Genomic DNA, 21,861 nt, shown 5'->3' on the forward strand with positions numbered 1-21,861 from the left:
AATGCGAACCGAACTCCCATAGATCAGCATGATTTAGCGGACCGGTCTGATGATCGGCGCCCCCTTTAGCGTCAGCGTTGCATCCAGACTGCGCAGCCCACGACGAGTAGCGCGGCCGTGGCTCCCAATACTCCAGACGCACCGGCGGATGCGGCGACGAGCCCGATGGACCCGGGCAGCACCACGACACCGATCCTGTTGCCAAGCAGCCGGAGTGTCATCGCTGTTCCTCGCTGATTCGACGGTGCCAGATCTGAGACGGCAGCCATTGTGATCGGTTGACACACGCCGAGTCCCGCGCCGAGGACGACAGCACTCACCAGAAGGACGAGATGGCTGTGCCAGTTGGCAACAGCGATCAGTGCACTCGCCGACGCGGACATCCCGATGATGAGCATCCGTCTCCGACCAAGCGCATTCACGAGAGGTCCGGTGACGAGTCGAACTGCCATCGACGTAACAGCGCGGAGTGCGAGCACCCATCCGACGAAAGCCGGAGAGAACCCAGCTTCGTGACCGAGCGCCGGCAGGTAGACCAGCGTGATGTCGACAGCGGCCATGACGATGCCGCTGACAACGACGGCTCGGCGCAACGAACGATCCCGCAGCAGCGATCCCACGGAAACCGGCGCTTGTTCGCCGGCGCTCTGCCTTCGCCCGCCAATCAGAAACGATGTGCCAAAAAGCACGACCGACAGTCCCAAAGCGGCGAGCAACACCGGCCGGATGCCAGCGGCGGTCCCGTCACCCACAGTAAGCAGCAGCGGGCCTACCGCCTGTCCCAATGAAGACGCGAATGTGTAGGCGGCGAAACGTGAATCAGCCGAACTCCCACCCATGTTGGCGACAGCAGTCTGCTCACCGATCACGCACAGCAGGTGACCGACCCCGGCGAGCATCAGACCGACGATCAACCACGCAGGTTGATGTGTCCCGGCCAGAAGCACACCGCACGACAGCGCGGCCACGACTGCCCCACCGATCAGAACGGGCTTTTCTCCGACTCGATCGACCAGGCGACCGACGGGCAACGCAAGCAGTAATGGGGCGATGGCGTAGCTCGCCGACAGCAATCCGAGGAGCGCCGGTGCTACACCGGCATCCAGCGCTGCATAGGAGATAGCGGGACGGACCGAGAATCCGATGGCCTGAACGGCGAGGGCGTGGACCCCCAGAGGAGTCCACGCCTGCCACCGTTCACCCGATGCGACGTCAGCGCCCATGACTGTGGGTCGCGGGCGACTTCACCTCCGAATCACTCTGCTTCCCAATGCCTTCCGAGTCAGGGTGCTTGTTGACGTATTCCCCGGAGGAATCATCGAACGTCGCAACCGCATCGTCATCGTCGAGCGGCGTCGGCTCCGGCGCGACGGCTGGCTCCTGCGCGTCGCCACGTCGCCGTGCCGCGATAAAACGCCACACTAACGGGACGATCAGGGCCAGCGCGACCAATGTGTACAGGGTGATGGAGAACGGTGAATGCACCAGTACCGAGGGGTCGCCATCACTGAGCTGCAGTGCACGCCTGAGCTCGAGTTCGGCCCGCGGCCCGAGGATCACACCGATGATGATGGGTACGATCGGCAGTCCGAACCGTCGCATGATGACCCCGAGTAGCCCCATCACGAGCAGGATGTAGAGGCCCATCGTGGAGCCGTCAGCGGCATAGGCACCAATCGACGCAAACACCAGGATGCCCGCGTACAGGTATGGGCGCGGAATCCTCAGCAGTCTTGCCCACACCGGCGCCAACGGCAGGTTGAGGAGCAGCAGCAGGGTATTGCCGATGAACAGGCTCGCGATGAGGCCCCACACCAGCGCCGGTTCGTTCTGGAAGAGCAACGGCCCGGGCTGAATCCCGTACTGCTGGAACGCCGCCAGCAGTACCGCTGCGGTCGCCGAGGTGGGCAGACCCAGTGTCAGCAGTGGCACCAACACCCCCGCGGCCGATGCATTATTGGTGGCTTCGGGTCCCGCCACGCCTTCGATGGCGCCGTGGCCGAACTCCTCAGGATGCTTGGACAGCTTGCGCTCGGTGACATACGACAGGTAGGTCGGGATCTCTGCCCCGCCCGCCGGCATCGCCCCGAACGGAAAGCCAATCGCCGCACCGCGCAGCCATGGCTTCCATGAGCGAGACCAATCCTTCTTGCTCATCCACGGACGTCCTACCGGAATGATCTGACCGGGCTTGCGCCGCAGATGCATTGCCGTCCACAGCGCCTCGCCGAGCGCGAAGATGCCAACAGCCACGACGACCACATCGATGCCATCCATCAACTGCGGGATGCCGAACGTGAGCCGTTCCTGGCCGGTCGAGGCGTCGATGCCGATGAGCCCAATGAACAACCCGATTCCCAGGGACGCGAGCCCTCGGATCCGGGAAGTTCCCAGCACCAACGTGACAGCGGCGAAGGCGACGACCATCAGGGCGAAGTAGTCCGCGGGTGTGATGCTCAGGGCGATGTTGACGACGAACGGTGCAACAAGCACCAGCAGCCCGGTGGCAATGGTTCCGGCGACGAACGATCCGATCGCGGCAGTGGCCAGTGCCTGACAGGCGCGACCGGCTCTCGCCATCTTGTTGCCCTCGATGGCCGTCATCACCGACGACGCCTCACCGGGAGTGTTCAGAAGAATCGATGTGGTTGAGCCGCCATACATTCCGCCGTAGTAGATCCCCGCGAACATGATGATCGCGCCGGTGGGATCGAGAGCAAACGTCACCGGCAGCAACAGCGCGACGGTCATCGCCGGCCCGATACCGGGCAGCACACCCACGGCGGTGCCGAGCAGGACGCCGATCAGCGCCATCAATAGGTAGGTCGGCGTCAAGGCCGAGGCGAATCCGTCGAGAAGTGAACTCATGGCATCCATGTCAGATCACCCCGCCCAGCAGCCCCGCCGGAAGGTCGACACCAAGTGCATACGCGAATAGGAAGTAGCTCCCGAAGGCGATCACCAGTGAGATCAGCAGATCGCGGACCAAATGCCGGCTACCCAGTGCCGTCGCCGCACCCCAGAACAGGGCGGTGCCGGTGATCGGCCATCCAAGTGGTTCCATCAGAAAGGCGTTGGCGAGAAAGATTGCACCGATCGCGACGAACGGCACCCAGGCTGTTGGTTGCTCCAGATCAATGTCTTCGCCGCCTTCCATTTCGCCTCGCCCGCCGCGTAATACGTCGATGAAGAGCGCGATGGCCACGCCGATCAGAAGAAGACCGACAACAATCGGCACTGTCGCCGAGTTGAGTGGGCCACGGGTTGCTGCGTTGGTGGTGAGAGTCGCTGCATCGACCAAAGCGATCGCGCCCATCGCGCCCAGCAGGACGGCGACACCCAGTTCGGACTTGCCGGATAGCGCGGTCGTCTTGGGCGCGGTGACCTCCGCGCTCATTGGTTGGTCCCCTCAAGCGCGCTCTTGATCTCACCAGCCTGTTCGTTGAGGTAGGTGCCGAATTCGTCGCCGGTCATGAAGGCATCGACCCAGCCGTTGCGCTCAACGGCGTCCTTCCATGCCTGCGACTGATGCATCTTGTCGAAAGCCTCGATGAGGTCCTGGGCTGCCTCATCACTGACGCCAGGAGGCGCGACCACGCCGCGCCAGTTGGCGACGACGACATCAGTCCCGGACTCTTTGAGCGTGGGCACATCGGGTAGCGAGTCGAAGCGCTCTCCACCGGTGACAGCGATCGCCTTGAGCTCACCCGCATTGACCTGCTCCACCGCGTCGACAGCGCTGAACACCGCGAAGTCGACCTGGTTGCCGAGGACTGCAGGCAGGACACCGCTGCCGCCGAAGGTCACATAGTTGACGTCCGCACGGGGAATGCCGTTGGCCTCGGCCATGCGCAGCGTCGCCACGTTGTCGGCGCCACCAATAGCCGAACCGCCGCCGACGTTCATACGCGGGTTCTTTTTCCACGCGGCAACGAGGTCGGCGTAGTTGTTGATCGGCGAATCCTTGGGCACCACCACCGCGAGGTACTCATCAAGGAGCTTCACCAGCGGCGTGGTGTTGTCGAAGCTCAGCGAAGAATTCTGCGAAACCGTCGCCGCGACGAGGCCGAAGCCCATCTGCATGACAAGTTCACCGTTGCCGTTGTCGTCCATCAGTCGGGACAGGCCGACGGTGCCGTTCGCGCCGTCGACGTTGAAGACGTCGATGCGCTGGGAGATCCCGTCGTCCTCCATGATCTTCGCGGCAGTTCGCGCCGTCGTGTCCCAACCGCTTCCTGCGGCGTTGGGGACCATGTACCGGAACTGGTCAACGCCTCCGGCGGAATCGCCCCCGCGAGGACCGCACGCGACCGCCGAGAAGCTGAGTACCACAGCGGCACTGGCCGCCATCATGGTCTTGATGGATTTGTTCATGATGCACCTCCTTGTGATGGGGCGTAACCCCGTAGAGGAAGAGTGACGGCGGCCACAGACAGTGTCACGCTTGCGCTGACAACGGTTCTTGTGCTCGTTGTGATCGCCGGAACCATGCTCGTTTCCTGCGCATTCCGCCCTACGATCGACCAGTGAGGCTTGGCCGGCTGCCCCTGGCACGCCAGCTCCTGGTGCTACAAGCGGTTCTCATCCTCGTGGTGCTCGCGGTTGTCGTGGCCATCACCTATGTCCAGTCCACCACCGAGTTCCGGCGTACCGCGGGCGATCGACTGCTCGGATTGGCGGAGACGTTCGCGACCGACTCTATTGTGCGTTCCAGCTTGCGCGGCGACGTCCCGCTCGGCTCAGTCCCGCCCATCGCTGCCCGCGTCCAGTCGGTGTCAGGGGCCGACTTCGTGGTGGTACTCGACCGCGCGGGAAACGTTGTCGCCAGCCAGGATCCAGACCATCTTGGTGAACCGTGGCACTTTGGCGACAGCGATGTACTGACGGGACGTGCTTGGGTGGGCACCGTAGAAAGCCCCGACGGAAGATCCTCGATACAGGCGGATGTGCCGGTGCTTGATCCCAACGACCGGAGCCGACTCGGCTACGTCGTCATCGGGCGCTACTCCCCCAGCATCAGCGACCGATTGACGGCAGCCGTCCCCGATCTGCTGATCTATCTCGGCGTGGCCAGCGCACTAGGTTTGCTCGGGTCAGCCCTGCTCGCCGGCCGCATCAAGCGACAGACGCTCGGGCTTGAACCACGTGACATCGCCGGCCTTGTGGAACACCGTGAGGCATTGCTTCACGGCATCAAAGAGGGCGTCCTCGGGCTCGATCTCGACCACCACGTCACCATCGTGAACGCCGAAGCCAGCGATCTGCTTGGACTCCCCGCAAATGCGGTGGGACGCCGACTCGACACCCTTGGGCTGCCACCTCAAGTCGTCACGGCACTGACCGACCAGCGCACTGCCACCGATGCCGTCCTGGACACCAGCGCTCGGACCCTCGTGCTGAACCGAATGCCGGTCAGTACCGCTGATCGCGTCATCGGGTCGGTCGTGACGCTGCGCGACCGGACGGAGGTGCTCGGCCTTCGCCAGGAACTCGACACCACGCGTCACACTGCTGATGCACTGCGCGCCCAAACTCACGAGTTCTCCAACCGGTTGCACACGATCGCGGGGTTGCTTCGCCTCGGGCACGTGCAGCGAGCCCGCCAATACGTCACCGACATCCAGGCGGGCCACAATCAGTTCGTTGAGGCAGTCACCTCGCGTATCGACGATCCGACGCTGGCCGCACTTGTCATCGCCAAAGGCAGTCTGGCCTCCGAGCGCGGTGTCGGTCTGACGATCTCTGAGCACACCCACGTCGGTGAACTGAGCCTCGATCTCGCGGCAACCCTCGAAACGGTGATCGGAAATTTCGTGGATAACGCGTTGGAGGCCTGTTCCGGCGTCCCGGATCGAGCCGTCCAAATCGACATCGAACAGGATGCCGACTGGATCTACATCGAGGTCAGAGACAACGGACCCGGCGTCGACGAATCGGTGATGCACACCATCTTTGAACGCGGTGTCAGCACGAAGTCCGCCGACCGCACCCGCGGCATCGGCCTCGCCCTGGCCAAAGCCGTCTGCGAACAGCGCGGCGGCCACGTCGCCGTGCGCAACGAGGACGGCGCTGTGTTCACCGCTGAGATCCCGATACCACAAGGAGCACAACGAGAACTGTCAGCGAAAGATTGACGATCTCAGGTGGCGCGGATCACGGTGAACTGATTCGGACCCATCGAAGGAGACCCGTGAACGCCCGTCAGACACTCCGCCAGATCCTCGTTTCCCCGCAGTTCGTGCAGGCTCCGTCCGTCTTCGACGGCCTGTCGGCCCGCCTCGCGCAAGCCGCGGGTTTTCAGGCCGTCAGCGTGACCGGCAACGGCATCGCGGCCACCCTGCTGGGTCGCCCCGACGTCGGACTCACCTCACTCACCGAAAGTGCACAGGTCGCCCGCAATATCGCAGGCGCCGTTGACATTCCGGTCATCTTCGACGCCGATACCGGCTACGGAACGGCTGTGAACGTGACGCGGGCGATCGCCGAATTCGAGGCCGCGGGGGTGGCAGGCATCAAGCTGGAGGATCAGGTCACCCCTAAGCGGTGCGGCGTTCTCGATGTCCCGATCCCGGTCGTCACCGAAAGCGAGTACCTCGGCAAGATCGAAGCGGCCCTGTGGGCTCGCAAAGACCCCGATTTCGTCATCATCGCCCGGACCGATGCGGCGAACACACTGGGCGTCGAGTCCGCCGCACGCCGCGCCCAGCGCGCGATCGAGGCTGGCGCCGATGCAGCCCTGGTGATTGGCGCGCGTGAGCCCGAGGATATCGAGATCGTGACCTCAATCGTGAAGGCACCCCTGCTGACACTGGTCGAGGAGAAGGGTCCGCTGTCCACGATGCACGCCTCGGAGATCGGAACATTTGGCTTTTCGGTCGGCCTCTACCCAGGCGTCATCCGTTACTCCATGGTCGCCGCTGCGCAGCGCGCCCTGGCGGTGCTGCGCGACGAGGGTCAAAGCACCAGCGTCCGTCACCTGATGGCGACGCCGGATCAGTGGAACGAGCTCATGGACATCGACACCTATTTCGAGATCGAGAAGAGGTTCGTAAGAGGATCCGGACAGGCAGAGCCGGCCGTATCGTTGGCACATGCCGCCCGGACCGACGCGTGAGCTGACCGTCCTCGTCGTCGACGACGACTTTATGGTGGCGACCATCCACGCCGAACTCGTGACGGAGACCGATGGCTTTCGCGTCGCAGGTACAGCAGGCTCCGGCGCCAAAGCACTGGAGATGGTCGCCGCCGTTCGGCCCGACCTCTTACTGCTCGACGTTCATCTCCCCGATATGAGCGGTCTCGATGTGCTGAAGGCGCTGCGCGAGCGCGGAGACGATGTGGACGCCATCGTCGTCACCGCGGAGCGCGATGCCGAATACGTCAAGGCGGCGCTTCGCGGTGGAGCATCGCAGTATCTGGTCAAACCGTTCGACCTCGACGATCTACAAGCACGCATCCGCAAGTATGCAGGGTCCCGAGTCGACAGCGGCAAGGCCGACCAGCAGACCATCGATGCCGTTTTCTCTGGCGCACCTGGCCGTACCTATGTCGAACGACCGCTGCCGCCTAAAGGCCTCAGTAATGAGAGTCTTGATTTGGTGCGCAAGGCATTGGCCGACGGTGAGGAATACTCAGCCACGACCTGTGGCGAGGCAACCGGCATGGCGCGGCCGACCGTGCGCCGCTACCTCGAATACTTGGTGAAATTGAACGAGGTGACGGTGCGGTTGAAATACGGCGGCGGTCGCCCGGAGCGGATGTATCGATCGGCTAGTTAACGCGCCGCCGATCGGGACCAGGCTGAATAGTTCTGTTGTGCAGGGAAATTCGCAACGGCACGCGGGTAACAGCTTCTATTCAGCAGCTCGCAGCAACGCGACGTCCGACACCATCGTGATGTGGTCGGCCATCGCCTGAGCGGCCTCATTCGGGTCCTGTCGACGCACCGCCTCAGCTATGCGTTTGTGTCCTTCGAGCGAGGCGCGCGGCCGATTCTGCTGGGATAACGATTCAATCCGCGTCTCGCGCACCAGACCAGAGATCTCGCGCATCAACTTGGCCAGGAGCGAGGAGTGCGCGGCGGTCGTGATCGCCTCATGGAACAATTCGTCGCCGACCACGCCGCGGTCACCCGACCCGATTTCCTCTTCCATCTTGGCAATGGCGGCGTCTATAGCGGCCATCTCGCTGTCGGTGCGTCGCAGCGCCGCCAGGCCCGCCAACTTCACCTCAAGCGCTTCGCGGGCTTCGATGATGTCGGGGATCCGGTCGGCGTGCTCACGCAGCGCCTTGATCGCCCGCTCTTCCGTCGGGCGCCGCATGAGGATGGCGCCGTCACCGTGGCGCACCGACAGCACGCCCTGCACCTCGAGCGCCACCAGCGCCTGACTAATCGAGACACGACTTACGCCGAGCTTGGCGGCCAGCTCACGCTCCGCGGGGAGACGATCGCCTGGCGCCAGATCGTTGTCCGACATATAGGCACACAGCTGCTCAACGATTACCTCATACAGCCGCGGCCGGGCGACGGGCTTCAGTTGCTCTACCACTGACTCACCTACTCTCTAGGCCACAGAATACTCCGAGGCCAGGCCGGCTCGTTGTAGGCCAGCGCACTTTCATGGTTGACAGTGACTGTGCTCACTGGTGTACTGGCTAGGCCAGTGATCCACTGGTCTAGCCGTAGTGAACTCGGAGCCACTCATGCCGCTCGAACTAATCCCGATCCTCGCTCTCATCGCGATGTTCCTGGCCGCAACTCTCTTGCCGATCAACATGGGGACACTGGGCTTCGTCGCCGCGTTCCTTGTCGGAACTCTCGCGGTTGGCATGAACACCGACGACATCATCGCCGGATTTCCGAGCGACCTGTTTCTGACGCTCGTCGGCGTGACCTACCTCTTTGCCATCGCCCAGAACAACGGGACGGTCGACTTGATGGTTCGCGGGGCGCTCCATCTCGTCCGCGGACGCGTGGCTTTCATCCCTTGGGTCATGTTCGGCATCACCGCAGTCCTGACCGCGCTCGGTGCACTCGGGCCAGCTGCGGTCGCCATCATCGCTCCCATTGCTCTGACATTTGCGCGGCAATACAAGATCAACGCCCTTCTGATGGGCATGATGGTGATCCACGGCGCACAGGCTGGCGGCTTCTCCCCCATCAGCATCTACGGTGTCACGGTCAACAACATCGCCGCAAAGGCAGGCCTGGCGAGCAGTCCGCTCACGTTGTTTCTCGGCAGCCTGTTCTTCAATGCCGGTATCGGGCTGTTGCTCTTCATCTTCCTCGGCGGCCGAAAGCTCATCGGGCGCACGATCGACGATGTGCATGCGGACGACGTGCACGCGGACGACGACGACACAGTTGGCGCCGGCCCGGCCCCGAAGGCCTCGCACGCACCTACCGGCACGCCGGTTCTCTCCGGCCACGGCACCAATGCCTCCGCCGCCACACTGACGGCGCCACCGAACACACCAACGAGTTCGCTTCCCCGACACTCAGTTTCGTTCAACCAGATCCTTACGCTCGTCGGGCTCGGCGCACTGGCGTTGTTCTCACTCATCCTGGATCTCGACATCGGCTTCGTGTCGATGACCGTCGCTGCGGTGCTTGCTCTGGCCTCACCGAAGGCCCAGAAAGGCGCTGTCTCGCAGATCAGTTGGTCGACCGTCTTGCTAATCGGCGGCGTGCTCACCTTTGTCGGCGTGCTCCAGGAAGCCGGCAGTGTCGAATGGGTCGGCAACGGCGTCGCGAGCATCGGCATGCCCCTACTGGTTGCACTCTTGCTCTGCTACCTGGGAGCGATCGTGTCAGCCTTCGCATCATCGGTCGCAATTCTCGGAGCGACAATTCCCCTTGCCGTGCCACTCCTGCTGGCCGGTGAGATCGGCCCGGTGGGAGTCATTGTCGCACTGGCGATTGCGTCGACGATCGTCGACGTCAGCCCCTTCTCCACCAACGGCGCACTGGTGCTTGCCAACGCCCAGGGCGTCGACAGAGACAGGTTCTACAAACAGATTCTCAAGTACAGCGCCATCGTCGTGGCCATTGGACCACTCATCGCCTGGGCCGTTCTCGTGGTGCCTGGCTGGCTCTAGAAATCGCGACGAACGGCGCCCACGGTCCTCGGGTCCCTGGGTGCCGTTTGCGTGTCCGCGGCACTCCAAAGGTGCCATAGTTCACATCCATCAACTCTGCGCTGCCGGTTGACATTGCTGGTCAGAGCTGTTTTCCTTAATTGGCTAGTCCACTAGGACACCACTCCACTAGGCCCGAAGGCAGGCTGATGACCTCTACCCGCTCCCCCGAGACGGCGCCTGAAAGCGACATCTCGGGCCCGCTGCATGGCCTTCTGGTCGTTGACCTGACCCGCGCGTTGGCAGGACCGCACGCCGCGATGATGCTGGGTGACCTCGGAGCCGAGGTGATCAAGGTCGAGAACCCGCAGGGCGGCGACGACACCCGAGGCTGGGGCCCGCCATTCGTCCAGCCCGAAGCGGCCGACCGCGAGTCGACCTACTTCCTCTGCGCTAATCGCAACAAGAAGTCCGTGACGCTCGACCTGAAGGCAGAAAAGGACAAGCGGGCGCTCGCGGCGTTACTGACTCGCGCTGACGTGCTGATGGAGAACTTTCGCCCCGGTGTGCTTGATCGCCTCGGCTTTTCACAGGCTCGGCTCCAGGAACTCAACCCGCGGTTGGTGGTTTTATCGATCAGCGGGTTCGGCCACGACGGACCAGAAGCGGGACGGGCCGGTTACGACCAGATCGCTCAGGGCGAGGCGGGACTGATGTCCGTCACCGGTTCTGGGCCGAATGACCTTCAGCGCGTGGGCGTTCCCATCGCCGACCTCCTCGCAGGAATGTACGGCGCTTTCGGAGTCGTCGCCGCGCTCCAGGAACGCGAACGCACCGGCCGCGGTCAGGTCGTTAGATCATCGCTCCTTGCCGCAGTAGTCGGCGTGCATGCCTTCCAGGGCACGAAGTGGACGGTAGCGGGCAAAGTCGGCGAAGCCACGGGCAATCACCACCCCTCCATCACCCCATACGGCTTATTCGATACGGCGGACGGGTCCGTTCAGATTGCGGTAGGCAGCGAGGGGTTGTGGCACCGTTTCTGCGAGGGCTTCGACCTTGACTCGGCAATGCCGGGCATGGAGTCCAACCCCGATCGGGTCGCGAATCAGAAGCGCGTCAATGAGCTTGTCCAGAGTGTCTTCTCGCTCTACCCGACGGACGAACTGCTCGAAAAGCTTGACCGAATTGGCGTTCCCGCCGGCCGAATTCGCTCGATACGCGAAGTGTACGAATGGGATCAGACGCGATCGCAGGGCCTCGTCATCGGCGTCGAGCACGCGACCCTAGGCAATATCGAGCTACCCGGTCCCCCACTGCGATTCTTCGGCCCCGACGGAGCCGAGCGCACCCGCCGCGAACACACCGCACCTCCAGTGCTCGGAGCCGACAACTACCTGCTCGACTCGCTGCAGGTGAGGGCGTGATGACGAGAGCAAGCGCCAATCGACTCATCGAGACGCTCGTCGATGCGGACTCCTGGCGGTCGTGGGATGTGCCCGCGGTCGATCCACCGCTCGGTCCCGGTTACGCTGCGGAGCTCGCACGCGCCCGCGCCAAGACCGGGCTGGACGAGGCGGTCCTGACGGGGCAGGCGACGATCCGTGGCCGCCGTATTGCAATGCTGTTGTGCGACTTCGGTTTCCTAGGAGGATCGATCGGTGTCGCGGCAGGCGAACGGCTGACAACGGCGATAAGGCGCGCCACCGCTGAACGGTTGCCCATCATCGCCCTGCCCACCTCGGGCGGTACACGCATGCAGGAAGGCGCCACGGCGTTCCTGCAAATGGTCAAAATCACGGCCGCGGTGGTGGACCACAAAGCAGCGCATCTGCCCTACCTGGTTTACCTCCGCGATCCCACCACGGGCGGCGTCTTCGCCTCGTGGGGGTCGCTAGGCCACGTGACCCTCGCCGAACCCGGTGCGCTGGTGGGTTTCCTGGGACCGCGCGTCTACGAGGCGCTGTATGGCAGCCATTTCCCTGTCGGTGTTCAAACCTCGGAGAATCTGTTCTCCTGTGGCCTCATCGATGCCGTTGTAGCCATTGACGAGCTGGGCGACATGGTCGATCGGGCGCTGAATATCGTTGCACACCCTGACGGCTCCTCGCGCCCGCCGGCACCGCCGTGGGCGGCAGCGGTCGACGTACCTGCATGGCAATCAGTGACGGCAACGCGCCGTTCCGATCGGCCGGGTGTCCGTGACCTTCTTCGGCATGCAGCGGCGGATGTGCTTCCGCTCAACGGAACCGGCCAAGGTGAGAATGAACCAGGCCTGCTCCTCGCGCTGACAAAGTTTGGTGAATGGCCCTGCGTACTCCTTGGCCAGGATCGGATCGGGCAGACTGCGGAAGAGCCGCTCGGCCCTGGTGCGTTGCGTCAGGCACGCCGCGGTATGCGGCTGGCTGCTGAGTTGGGAATCCCCCTCGTCACCGTCATCGACACCGCGGGCGCCGCGCTCTCGCGGGAAGCAGAGGAGGGCGGTCTCGCAGGCGAAATCGCGCGATGCATCGCCGAAATGATTGCGCTAGAAGTACCTACCGTGTCGGTGCTGCTGGGTCAGGGCACCGGCGGTGGAGCATTGGCGCTCGTACCCGCCGACCGTGTGCTCGCCGCACAGCATGGGTGGCTCTCGCCACTGCCGCCCGAGGGCGCCAGCGCCATCCTTCACCACGACACCAGCAAGGCTGCCGAGATGGCAGCCCAACAGGGGGTTCGCTCGTCTGACCTTCTCGATGCTGGCATCATCGACCATGTCATCCCTGAATACCCAGATGCTGCAACAGAACCCGAACAATTTTGCGCTCGGGTCGGCACCGCACTTCGACATGAACTCGCCACACTCACCGCAGCTGATGACAGTCAACGACGAACCGAGCGCGCCCGCCGCTTCGAACGGCTTGGCAAAGCTGGTCCTTTACTCGCTCGCGTCGGCTGATCCAGCGCGACCGAAGGAGAGCGACACGACCGTCATGCACGTACGCGGCCATCGTCCCAACACGCCCTTATTCTCCCGGAATCGCTCAGCGGAGACGACATACGTCCAGCCTTTGCGCCGACTATCGGCCGGTGGTCCTTCAGGACGTCGATACCGGAGCGGTGAGGTGACCAGTGACCGCACCATCGAGCGCTCGACACCTGATGGGTTGCGAACGCTAGCGCGACATCGGTATGGCAACGACGTTGAGCGACAACGTGATCGCAGGCTTTTGCACTCTTCTGGGGGGGCGCCGGGGCGGAAACGGTGACTAAGCTTGTCGGCTCTGCCATGGAGCTGTTCTCGCGCCATCCTGACTGGCCGGACCCCGTTGATTGGTCCAGTCCAGATGAGAGCCGCTGGGGTGAGATGGTCCGGTGAGTGTAGTGCCGGGACGCGTCGGTTGACGGCGACGGGTGCTTGTCGGCGCGTCGCCGTGAGCATCTGCCACTTCGAGTGGGTCTCGTCGTGCCCGAGTGCGGTGTCGTAACCTATTGCGAGCGTGCCAGTTTGAGTGTGTCGGTGAGGGTCATGGCGGCCATGACGCCGCCGTCGCAGATGATGTCGGTACCGGTGAGGTATCCGGGTTTGTCGCTGGCGCAGAACGCGAGCAGCTCGGCGATCTCATGGGGATGACCGAAGCGTTTGAGAGCACCCAGCTGAGCCAGCGCGCCCGCACCGACACTGTCCTCGAGCTGGCCCATGGTGGTGTCGAACGATCCCGGGGACACCGAAAGCACCCGTGCGCCCCTGGCCCCAAATTTGGCGGCTATCACCTTGGTGTACCAGATCACGAAGTTCTTGCTCAGCACGTAGGCCAGTTGCGGTCGCCGCGCTTGGGGGAACAGGTTGCACACCCTGACCAGCTCGGTGAGCAGGCGGTCGGGGTCAGTAGATGACCGCTTATAGCTGCGGACGGGGGCCAGCAAAGCCGGGAGTTGGTGTCCGGCGACCGATGCCACGTTGACTACGCCCATCCCGGGGTGAGCAACCGGAAGGAAGGCCTGGTTGATCAAGATGGTGCCGACGGCGTTGATCCTCACGATGAGCTCGGCCGAGCACATGCTGGGGCTGACCCCGGCGGTGTGGACGACCGATGTCACGGTCCCCAGCGCTTGGGCTTGCTCGACGAGTTCGGCAACGGATTCGCGGTTGGTGATGTCGCAGATGGTGGCGGTGCATTTGACACCGGCCTCACTGAGTTCGCGCTGCGCGGCCTGCAGGCGATCGGGATGGACGTCGCTGATCAGTACGGCTGTGTCGCGGCCAAGGACGCGCGCGGCGGCCAGCCCCATTCCTCCAGCGCCGCCGGTCACCACCGCCACCTTCGACATCGCTAGTCACTACTCCTCGCTGACAGGCCGCGGGGACGGGACGTCATTCTTGGTCACCCGAGGTGGGCGGTTGACGGGGTCACCCGGTGCGTGCAGATCGAAGCATAATGAGCTGGCGATTGGTAGCCCAATGAGGAGTGCCGCCGGTGATGGTTGTACTCGTGTTTCCAGTCGCCGATGACGACGCGGGCCTGGGCTAGGGACCAGAAGCTGTTGATGTTGAGGCATTCGTCACGGATGCGGGAGTTGAATGACTCGACGTAGCCGTTGCGCCACGGCTCGCCTGGTGGGATGAAATGCAGCCCGACCTTGCCGTCTGCCCAGTCGGCCATGGCACCGCAGGCCAATTCGGGTCCGTTATCGCATCTCAGGACCGCAGAATAGGTGCCGCGCGCGGCGGCCACTCGGTCGAGTTCATCGATCAGGTGATCGCCGGTGATGCTGCGCTCGACCATGCCGCCGAGGCATTCGCGGGTGTGCTCGATGATCGAGACGATCTTGATCGGCCGCCCGTCGGTGCTCACGTCGAACTGAAAATCCACCGCCCATACCCTGTCGGGCGCATCAGCGATGACCGTCGGCGGGGCGGTGGAGGTGCCGTGCCGTTTCCGCTTTCGCCGCTGCGGGACCCGCAGCCCGTCTTCACGCCAAAGCCGTTAGATCTTCTTGTGATTCACGACTCAGCCATCGCCGCGGGCATCGTGGTAAGCGGGCCGGAACCCGCGACGCGGATGCTTCTTGGCGTAGGTCCGCAGCCACTCCCGCAGCGCCGCGTCCGGGTCGTCCGGCGTGCCCGCGATCGGTTTGTGACGTTGGGTTGCGCGATGTGCTGCCCGGCGACGCGGCAGGCGAACCGCTCGCTGACCCCCAGCGCGCGCTGGAGATGACGAACGGCTGCCCGCCGGCGCTCCGGGCCTAGAAGTTTCCCCGCGCGATCTCCTGCAGCGCGTCCTTCTCCAACTCGGCATTGGCCAACAGGCGCTTGAGGGTGGAATTTTCGCGTTCGAGGTCTTTGAGGCGTTTGGCGTCCTCGGCTTTCAGCCCGCCGAACTGGTTGCGCCACCGGTGATAGGTGGCCTCGGACACCCCCAGTTCACGGCACACCGCCGCGGTGTCCCTGCCCTCGGCCAACAGCCGGTCCGCAGCCATCAACTTGCGCACGATCTGCTCGGGACTGTGTCGTTTCCTCGTTGCCATGATCTTGTCGAGCCTTCCTGGCCCACAACGTGGACCGCAAGACTCTCATAGGCCATGGAGCAACCCATCGGGGTCAGGCCAGATACGTCCGACCATTGACCACCGGGGCCCACTTGCCCGGTTGCGGCGTTTTCGTTGGCAGGGTCCGCGCGAAGGACGTGCCCTGCCCGTGTCGACCGCATCACCGACGGCAGGTGAGCAACAAGCACCCTGCGATGGGTCCGCCACCAGCGGCGGCCACCCCGACCTGTGGTCGCGGCGACACCTGACGATCGCCGGCCTCGCCACGCAACTGCAGGATGGCCTCGTGGATGAGCCAGTAGCCGTGCATTCTTCCGGCCGACAATTGGCCCCCGTAGGTGTTCAACGGCAACATTCCGTCCAGGGAAATCCGCTGTGCTCCCTCAACATAAGGACCTGATTCGCCCTCGCCGCAGAATCCGAGCGCCTCTAGCCAAGCTAGCACCAGAAACGTGAAACCGTCGTAGAGTTCTGCCACCTGAACGTCTGCTGGCTTTAGGTCTGTCCTCGACCACATCTGTTCTGCCGCATCCGTGGAAGCCATTCGGGGATAGTCGGTTCGGTGTATCCAGCCTCCAGAGCCGTAGGATCCGCCTACCGCTTCGACCGCGACCGCGGGGTGGGGGCATTCCGCTGCATGGCTGCGGTGTGAAACTACAAGGGCGACAGATCCGTCCACCGGTACATCGCAGTCGAACAGCCCGAAGGGCGTTGATATCGGGCGGGCGTTCAGGTAGTCGTCCATTGTCATCGGTTGTTGATAGAGCGCCGCCGGATTCCGTCCCGCATGGCGCCGGGTGCCGATGGCAAGCCAGCCGAGGTGTTCTTTGGTCGTGCCGTATTCGTGCATATGCCGTTGACAATGCAGAGCGACCCAGTTGGCGGCGGAATAGGCTCGCGCGGAGAGTAATTCGTCGATATCGTCGTTGGCACCGATCTGGCGGCGCGATCCCGGCGTTCGCGGCTCGATGGGTGGGGATTTGAGAACTGTCGGCTTCGGTGCGCTCGGAGCGCCGCCGGTCATTGCGCCGCCGAGCATCTGCACCGTCCGGTACACCAGGATGTGTCGGGCCTTGCCGCAGCCGACCGCCGAGAGGGCCGACATCACCGGGTTGATGACGCCACCTGTGAGGAACTCGTCGCTGTAGTCGCCGCCCGCAATACCTAAGTGGGTCATCGCCTCTAGGGCCGAAGTGTCCCCAAGTGTGGCCACGCCGTCGATGTCGGAGGGCTCTAGTCCGGCGTCGTCAATCGCCTGGCGCGCGGCATCGGCGGTCAGAGCCAGGCTGGGTATTCCCGTGCGGCGGCCCACCTTCGACAATCCGACGCCGCTGATGATCGCGTCCTTTTCGAACGCCGATGTTCGGAGTAGGTTTGTCACCGTGGTGCTTTCTCGTTGTGCCGAATGTTCATTCTGGGTCACCCAACCGCAACCTGACTGCCCTGAGTGCGGCGGGAAGCTGGATCGTCGGGAAGGTTCGGGGCGTGGAAAGGTGTTCTCCTACACCGTCAATCACCACTCCTTCAACCCTGAGATTCCTACCCCCTATGTCATTGCCATAGTCGAACTGCAGGAACAGGACGGCCTGCGCGTGGCAGCCAGGATCGATTGCGATCCCGAGTCCGTTCATATCGGCCTTTCGGTACAGACCGCCGGCGGCGAAGCGGACGGCTGGGTGTTCAACGCCCGCTGAGCACGTCAACCACCCCGTCGAGCACGTCAACCACCCCGTCGTGCGTGTGTGGTTTGCAAGGCCGTCCGCATCATCGCGGCAAGCGGACCGCGGAGGTCATCGGCAACGCGTGCACGTACCCGCGGTGCAGTGCCGAACACCCGGCCGAGCGCTGCCTCGGTGGTGTCGGCGCCTACAGTGACGCAGAGTGTTCCGATGCCGCGTGAGTTCGCCTCGCGTAACGCCTGCCGGCTGTCGGCCTCAGCGTAGCCACCTTCGTACCCGGAGTCGTAGGCGACGCCGTCTGATATCACGAGAAGGAGTCGACGATTTGCTCCCTGGTCGTCGTCAATGGTGTCTGCGGCGCGTCTGATGGCCGCGCCCAGGCGGGTGAAGCCGCACGGTTGACACGCGTGGAGGCGGCTTCGCGCTCGTGCGTCCCAGGGGGTCCCGAACGGGACGATCCGAACCATCTCGACGTTGCGGCGGTCTTGAGATCTGAATCCGTGGAGAGCAACTCGCGCACCCACGCCGCCCAGCGCGTCGGTGATGATCTCTGCTAACTCGATCTGCCGCCGATGCGTGGACACCCCTGCCGATGTCGACGAGACAGAACCCGACAGGTCCAACAGGACCATTACGGCGAGGTCCGGACGTCGGGGACGTGGTGCCAGCCACACCCGGTCCTCGGCTTGACCTGTCGCCGCCCACGTTGCTCTTGCGTCCACTGCGGCGTCGAGGTCCAGTTCGTCACCGTCGCTGTGCCGCCGGCTCGGTGCCGGGGTAAGAATGACCGACGCTAGTCTTCGTCGTAGTTGTGGGTCCGCAAGCTGCGGCAATGCGGCGCCGGTCTGTTGTTCGGTTGCGTCGATGTCGTAGACGGTGCAATGGTCGGCACGCATCGCCATCCGATCGATGTCGAACTCGGGATATTGTCGCGCGTTTTCCCGCCCCCGTCGCGACGTCAGCGCTCTCATGGGGGTGCGTTCCGGGCCTGTGGACGCGCGCGTCCACAGCAGCGCGCCGGCCTCGCCACCCCGCCTGCGGACCCGGGATCGGGCTTTGGGTGCTGCCTCAGATGCCGTCGAGCCGGCGGATCCACGCCGTGATCGTCTGAGCTTGCGCAGCAACCAGTTGTCGTCGATCTCAATGGCAAGATCGGCCAGAACTTTGGCCAGTTCAGCGGCGTGCGGATTCACCTCCGCGTCAACCGGATTGGGTCCGTCGTCGATCTCGCTGGCATGAATATCTCGGTGCGGTGTCTCCGCGATCTCGCGTGCGGGGAGGTCGGGCGCCAGCCGGCCGAACCAGGCGGGAGGATCGGGCAGAGCTTCTCGCTGGGACGCGCGGCGCAGCGACTCGTCCGCACTCGATGAGGTTGGCCATTCGGGGCCCAAGGTGGCCGCAAGCTCGGCGAGCTCAGGTAGGCATTCAGCGCGAGCCCGCAAGGCGCGCGGCACCTCCAGCGTCAAAAAGCGTTCCGCAACACGACTGCGACGTCCATGGTCGCGCAGACCGGCCGCCCAAGCCGCGTGAAGAGCGCCCGCACCTGAAAGCGCCGCTTGTACAAGGACGACATCGCGCACCCGCTCTGGTTCGGTGTCGAGGGCTACTAAGATCTCGGTGGAGGTCGCGTGGCTGTGTCCTGTCGACTCACCAATCTCAAGCCAGTGTCCCGCGGCGACGGCGGCGAGAATTTCGAATTCCCGCAGGTTCTGCTGGATCGGTTCGTCCCTTGCAGGTTGCCGTCGTAACGGCAGCATCGCCGCCAGTGTTTGCGCGTCTGCCGATGGGCGCATGTGTCGATCAACGATGCCGGCCGACGAAGCTGTTGACCAGCTCCACCAGACCGTTGGTCAAGGTTGCGTCGTCGGTGAGCGGTTCGGCGATGGCGGCGCGGCAAGCGATCTCGGGATCGAGACCGGCGACGATGAGCGTCGCCGCCGACACCAGCGTCCGTGTGGATGCGACTTCCCGCAACCCTGGCACCTCAATCGAGCGTATCGCCTGCGCTAGGGCGACCAGATGCTCGATCAGAGTGTTGTTGAGGCCTGTCTCCTGTCGAAGGATCTCCGCCTCGATCTCTGGAGGGGGAAAGTCAAGACTGATCGCCACCATCCGCTGTCGCGTCGAATCTTTCAGATCTTTGATCGCGTTCTGATAGCCGGGGTTATAGGACACCACCAGCGTGAAATCATCAGGCGCGCGCAGCTGTTCACCGAGCCTGTCAATCGGCAGGATTCGCCGATAGTCGGTGAGTGGGTGGACAACTACTGTCACGTCCTGTCTGGCTTCCACGATCTCATCTAGGTAGGCGATTCCGCCGCTGCGCACCGCCCTGGTCAAAGGGCCATCCACCCAGACCGTTTCGGCACCCTGCAGAAGATGGCGTCCGACCAGATCAGCGGCAGTCAAATCCTCGTGGCACGCCACGGTGTGTACCCCGATGCCGAGTTCAGCGGCCATCGCTTCAACAAACCGCGTCTTGCCGCAGCCGGTCGGTCCCTTGATCAGAATTGGGCGATGAGCCGAATGGGCGGCGAGGAAGATGTCTCGCTCGAAGCCGACAGGATGGTAGTAGGGCACACTGGTATTACCGTCGGCCATGCGATCTGACGAATCACGAAGCGCTGCATGGGAACTCATTATCGTCCCTACCCTCTGGCGGCATCGAACAGCACGGGAAGAGATGTCGGTGACCGGAAAATTTGGCCCCGTATATGAGGGTCGTCGCCGTCGGGATCCAGCCGCAGGTTCGGCAGGCGGTCCATCAGTAGGTTTACCGCCGTCCGCATCTCCAAGCGGGCGAGATGCATACCGAGACATACGTGTGGGCCCGACCCGAATCCGATGTGAGCACGCGCCTGGCGCAAGATGTCGAAGGTGTCCGGTCGTTCGTGCCGGTCCTCTTGGCGGTTGGCTGCGCCCAACATAGGCATTAGTTGGGCGCCTTGGGGAATGGGCACACCGCCTAACGTGGTGTCGCGTGTCGCCACCCGGGTGATCGCTAAGAGGGGCGCCTCCCAGCGGACTGCCTCTTCGATGGCCTGCGGCATGAGGGTACGATCCGACCTGAGCGCCGCCAGCTGATCGGGGTTGGACAGCAGACCGAAAAGCATGTTTCCTAATGCCCGGTAGGTGGTTTCGATGCCCGCAGGCAGCAGCAACCGCATGAACGAGAAGATCTCGTCGTCGGTCAGTCGCTCGCCATCGATCTCGGCGGCTGCGAGGCTACTCATGAGGTCGTCCCGTGGATCGGCTCGCCGTGCAGCCAGGATCGGACCAGCGTACTCGGTCAGCGCGGCCGCCGCGGTCCGGCCACGATCGGGTGCCACCATAAAACTCAGGACATCGATCGACCAGCGTTGGAACTGCAGAAAGTCCGCCTCCGGAAGGCCGAGCAGTCCGGAGATGATCCTGGTCGGATAATCGAAGGTGAACTCCTTGACCAGGTCTGCGCGTCCCCGATCAACGAAGCGGTCGATGAGGTCGTTGGCGATCGATGTCACCAATTCGTCTTCCCACCGCTTCAAAGCTTTCTGGGAGAACGCTTTCGACACGAGTGAACGGAGTCGGCCGTGGTAGGGCTCATCCATGCCTAGCATCACGCGTTGACCGAGAACTTCGCCGAATGCGGCGATGACGCCGGCAGACGAGAATGTCTCCCCGTCACGGAGCATCTGTGCAATCTCCTCATGCCGGTAGACCATGAACATGGGCGCCGACTCGTCGATGGTCAGCCCTGGCATGTCGATCCGCTGGATAGGGTTCGCTTGTCGTTGCGCGGCGAGTTCGGTGTAGGGGTCTCGAACATCGCCAGACACCGCATCGTCGAACGACATCGTCTCCAGGCTATCGCCGTCAACGTGGGACATGCTTTCCTCCATAGTGAATGAGAGACCGTGGTGCGCGGGGCGCGGTTCAGCGAACGCGTAGCCCGGAAATCAGGCTGTTGACCACGGCGCTGACGTTTTCGCGTGCTGCCACCGGGTCATCACTCTTGGCGATCAACATCGCCGCCTCGTCGATGACGGCGAGGAGTAACTGTGCCAATACGTCGACGTCCTGGGCTGCGACCGCTCCATCCGAGATGGCCAGTGCAAGCTGGTCGGAGATGGCGTCGACGCCGCGGCGCGACTGCAGCGCGCGCCAACGGTCTGCGCCGAGCACCGCTGGTCCGTCGATCAGGATAATACGTTGCACCGCAGCGACATTCGCGGCGCCGGCGAGGAAGCCGAGCAGGCCGTGCCGTAATCGATCTAGGTGGTCTCCGCGGTCGTCGATCAGTGCGTCGGACATCGCCATGAACTCTGCGACCACTTCGCAGTAAACCTCTTCGAAAAGATCTGTCTTGCTGGAGAAGTGGTGATAGAGCGCGCCCCGGGTTCCGACGCCGGACTCGGCGACGATGTCCTCGATGCTGGTGTTGAAGTATCCGCGATCGACAAAGAGTCTCCGCGAACCGTCCAGTATTGCCGCCCGGGTGGTTGCGGCTTGATTTTCCCGTACTCGACTTCTCGACATGGTAGCGGTATGTTAACTCACCTACTGGCAGTATGTGAAGCCCAGTCCATAAAGGATGGCC

At 63.5% G+C, this 21,861-nt stretch carries 18 protein-coding genes and 1 pseudogene; 7 read left to right on the forward strand and 12 right to left on the reverse strand.

Annotated elements, in window-relative coordinates; genetic code table 11:
* Window positions 1-71 precede the first annotated feature (71 nt).
* From P9A17_RS26430 to P9A17_RS26445, 4 genes are read right to left on the reverse strand one after another with little or no spacing between them, the layout of a single operon-like run.
* A complete protein-coding gene (locus tag P9A17_RS26430) occupies window positions 72-1,223 on the reverse strand; it encodes an MFS transporter (RefSeq protein ID WP_278041712.1) in 1,152 nt (383 codons plus the stop codon).
* Window positions 1,213-2,877: a tripartite tricarboxylate transporter permease gene (locus P9A17_RS26435; protein ID WP_278041713.1), complete on the reverse strand. Its 1,665-nt coding sequence runs from the start codon at window positions 2,875-2,877 to the stop codon at window positions 1,213-1,215. The genes P9A17_RS26430 and P9A17_RS26435 overlap by 11 nt, the downstream gene beginning before the upstream one ends.
* A gap of 1 nt (window position 2,878) precedes the next feature.
* Window positions 2,879-3,397 carry a tripartite tricarboxylate transporter TctB family protein gene (locus tag P9A17_RS26440; RefSeq protein WP_278041714.1) on the reverse strand — a complete coding sequence of 173 codons (519 nt, stop codon included), beginning with the start codon at window positions 3,395-3,397 and terminating at the stop codon, window positions 2,879-2,881.
* On the reverse strand, window positions 3,394-4,374 hold the full coding sequence (locus tag P9A17_RS26445; protein ID WP_278041715.1) for a tripartite tricarboxylate transporter substrate binding protein: 981 nt from the start codon (window positions 4,372-4,374) through the stop codon (window positions 3,394-3,396). Before P9A17_RS26445 ends, P9A17_RS26440 begins: the two co-directional genes overlap by 4 nt.
* A 152-nt stretch (window positions 4,375-4,526) precedes the next feature.
* Here P9A17_RS26445 and P9A17_RS26450 point away from each other — a divergent pair, with 152 nt between their 5' ends.
* The 3 genes from P9A17_RS26450 to P9A17_RS26460 are packed head-to-tail and all read left to right on the forward strand — an operon-like array spanning window position 4,527 to window position 7,778.
* The gene (locus P9A17_RS26450; protein ID WP_278041716.1) at window positions 4,527-6,134 is read left to right on the forward strand and encodes a sensor histidine kinase; all 1,608 of its coding nucleotides are present in this window, start codon (window positions 4,527-4,529) and stop codon (window positions 6,132-6,134) included.
* A 56-nt stretch (window positions 6,135-6,190) separates the two neighbouring features.
* A complete protein-coding gene (locus tag P9A17_RS26455) occupies window positions 6,191-7,114 on the forward strand; it encodes an oxaloacetate decarboxylase (protein WP_278041717.1) in 924 nt (307 codons plus the stop codon).
* Window positions 7,092-7,778 carry a response regulator gene (locus tag P9A17_RS26460; protein WP_278041718.1) on the forward strand — a complete coding sequence of 229 codons (687 nt, stop codon included), beginning with the start codon at window positions 7,092-7,094 and terminating at the stop codon, window positions 7,776-7,778. The genes P9A17_RS26455 and P9A17_RS26460 overlap by 23 nt, the downstream gene beginning before the upstream one ends.
* 75 nt (window positions 7,779-7,853) lie before the next feature.
* On the opposite strand, the gene P9A17_RS26465 is transcribed toward P9A17_RS26460, so the two are convergent.
* Window positions 7,854-8,549 carry a FadR/GntR family transcriptional regulator gene (locus tag P9A17_RS26465; RefSeq protein WP_278041719.1) on the reverse strand — a complete coding sequence of 232 codons (696 nt, stop codon included), beginning with the start codon at window positions 8,547-8,549 and terminating at the stop codon, window positions 7,854-7,856.
* A 154-nt stretch (window positions 8,550-8,703) separates the two neighbouring features.
* On the opposite strand from P9A17_RS26465, the gene P9A17_RS26470 reads away from it, so the two are divergent.
* From P9A17_RS26470 to P9A17_RS26480, 3 genes are all read left to right on the forward strand, one after another.
* Window positions 8,704-10,098, forward strand: a complete 1,395-nt coding sequence (locus tag P9A17_RS26470; RefSeq protein WP_278041720.1) for an SLC13 family permease — start codon at window positions 8,704-8,706, stop codon at window positions 10,096-10,098.
* Window positions 10,099-10,286: 188 nt separating this feature from the next.
* Window positions 10,287-11,501, forward strand: coding sequence for a CoA transferase (locus P9A17_RS26475; RefSeq protein ID WP_278041721.1), 1,215 nt, complete (start codon window positions 10,287-10,289; stop codon window positions 11,499-11,501).
* Window positions 11,501-13,012, forward strand: coding sequence for a carboxyl transferase domain-containing protein (locus tag P9A17_RS26480; RefSeq protein ID WP_278041722.1), 1,512 nt, complete (start codon window positions 11,501-11,503; stop codon window positions 13,010-13,012). The genes P9A17_RS26475 and P9A17_RS26480 overlap by 1 nt, the downstream gene beginning before the upstream one ends.
* Window positions 13,013-13,542: 530 nt before the next feature.
* Here the strand turns inward: P9A17_RS26480 and P9A17_RS26485 are convergent.
* The 3 genes and pseudogenes from P9A17_RS26485 to P9A17_RS26495 all read right to left on the reverse strand — a co-directional run bounded on the left by P9A17_RS26485 (window position 13,543) and on the right by P9A17_RS26495 (window position 16,984).
* Window positions 13,543-14,385 carry an SDR family oxidoreductase gene (locus P9A17_RS26485; protein ID WP_278041723.1) on the reverse strand — a complete coding sequence of 281 codons (843 nt, stop codon included), beginning with the start codon at window positions 14,383-14,385 and terminating at the stop codon, window positions 13,543-13,545.
* A gap of 53 nt (window positions 14,386-14,438) precedes the next feature.
* Window positions 14,439-15,582 (reverse strand): annotated as a pseudogene (locus tag P9A17_RS26490) (IS3 family transposase).
* A gap of 181 nt (window positions 15,583-15,763) precedes the next feature.
* Window positions 15,764-16,984, reverse strand: a complete 1,221-nt coding sequence (locus P9A17_RS26495; RefSeq protein ID WP_278041724.1) for a thiolase family protein — start codon at window positions 16,982-16,984, stop codon at window positions 15,764-15,766.
* A gap of 1 nt (window position 16,985) precedes the next feature.
* Between P9A17_RS26495 and P9A17_RS26500 the strand changes: the two genes are divergently transcribed.
* Window positions 16,986-17,297, forward strand: a complete 312-nt coding sequence (locus P9A17_RS26500) for an OB-fold domain-containing protein (protein ID WP_347403861.1) — start codon at window positions 16,986-16,988, stop codon at window positions 17,295-17,297.
* 26 nt (window positions 17,298-17,323) lie between these two features.
* On the opposite strand, the gene P9A17_RS26505 is transcribed toward P9A17_RS26500, so the two are convergent.
* From P9A17_RS26505 to P9A17_RS26520, 4 genes are read right to left on the reverse strand one after another with little or no spacing between them, the layout of a single operon-like run.
* Window positions 17,324-19,039, reverse strand: a complete 1,716-nt coding sequence (locus P9A17_RS26505; RefSeq protein ID WP_278041726.1) for a VWA domain-containing protein — start codon at window positions 19,037-19,039, stop codon at window positions 17,324-17,326.
* A gap of 43 nt (window positions 19,040-19,082) precedes the next feature.
* The gene (locus tag P9A17_RS26510) at window positions 19,083-19,883 is read right to left on the reverse strand and encodes a CbbQ/NirQ/NorQ/GpvN family protein (RefSeq protein ID WP_278041727.1); all 801 of its coding nucleotides are present in this window, start codon (window positions 19,881-19,883) and stop codon (window positions 19,083-19,085) included.
* Between the two features lie 47 nt (window positions 19,884-19,930).
* Window positions 19,931-21,151 carry a cytochrome P450 gene (locus P9A17_RS26515; protein WP_278041728.1) on the reverse strand — a complete coding sequence of 407 codons (1,221 nt, stop codon included), beginning with the start codon at window positions 21,149-21,151 and terminating at the stop codon, window positions 19,931-19,933.
* Between the two features lie 46 nt (window positions 21,152-21,197).
* On the reverse strand, window positions 21,198-21,800 hold the full coding sequence (locus tag P9A17_RS26520; protein WP_278041729.1) for a TetR family transcriptional regulator: 603 nt from the start codon (window positions 21,798-21,800) through the stop codon (window positions 21,198-21,200).
* Window positions 21,801-21,861 lie beyond the last annotated feature (61 nt).

Origin of the sequence: Mycobacterium sp. 236(2023) (genome assembly GCF_029623955.1) — a bacterium.
GTDB lineage: Bacteria > Actinomycetota > Actinomycetes > Mycobacteriales > Mycobacteriaceae > Mycobacterium.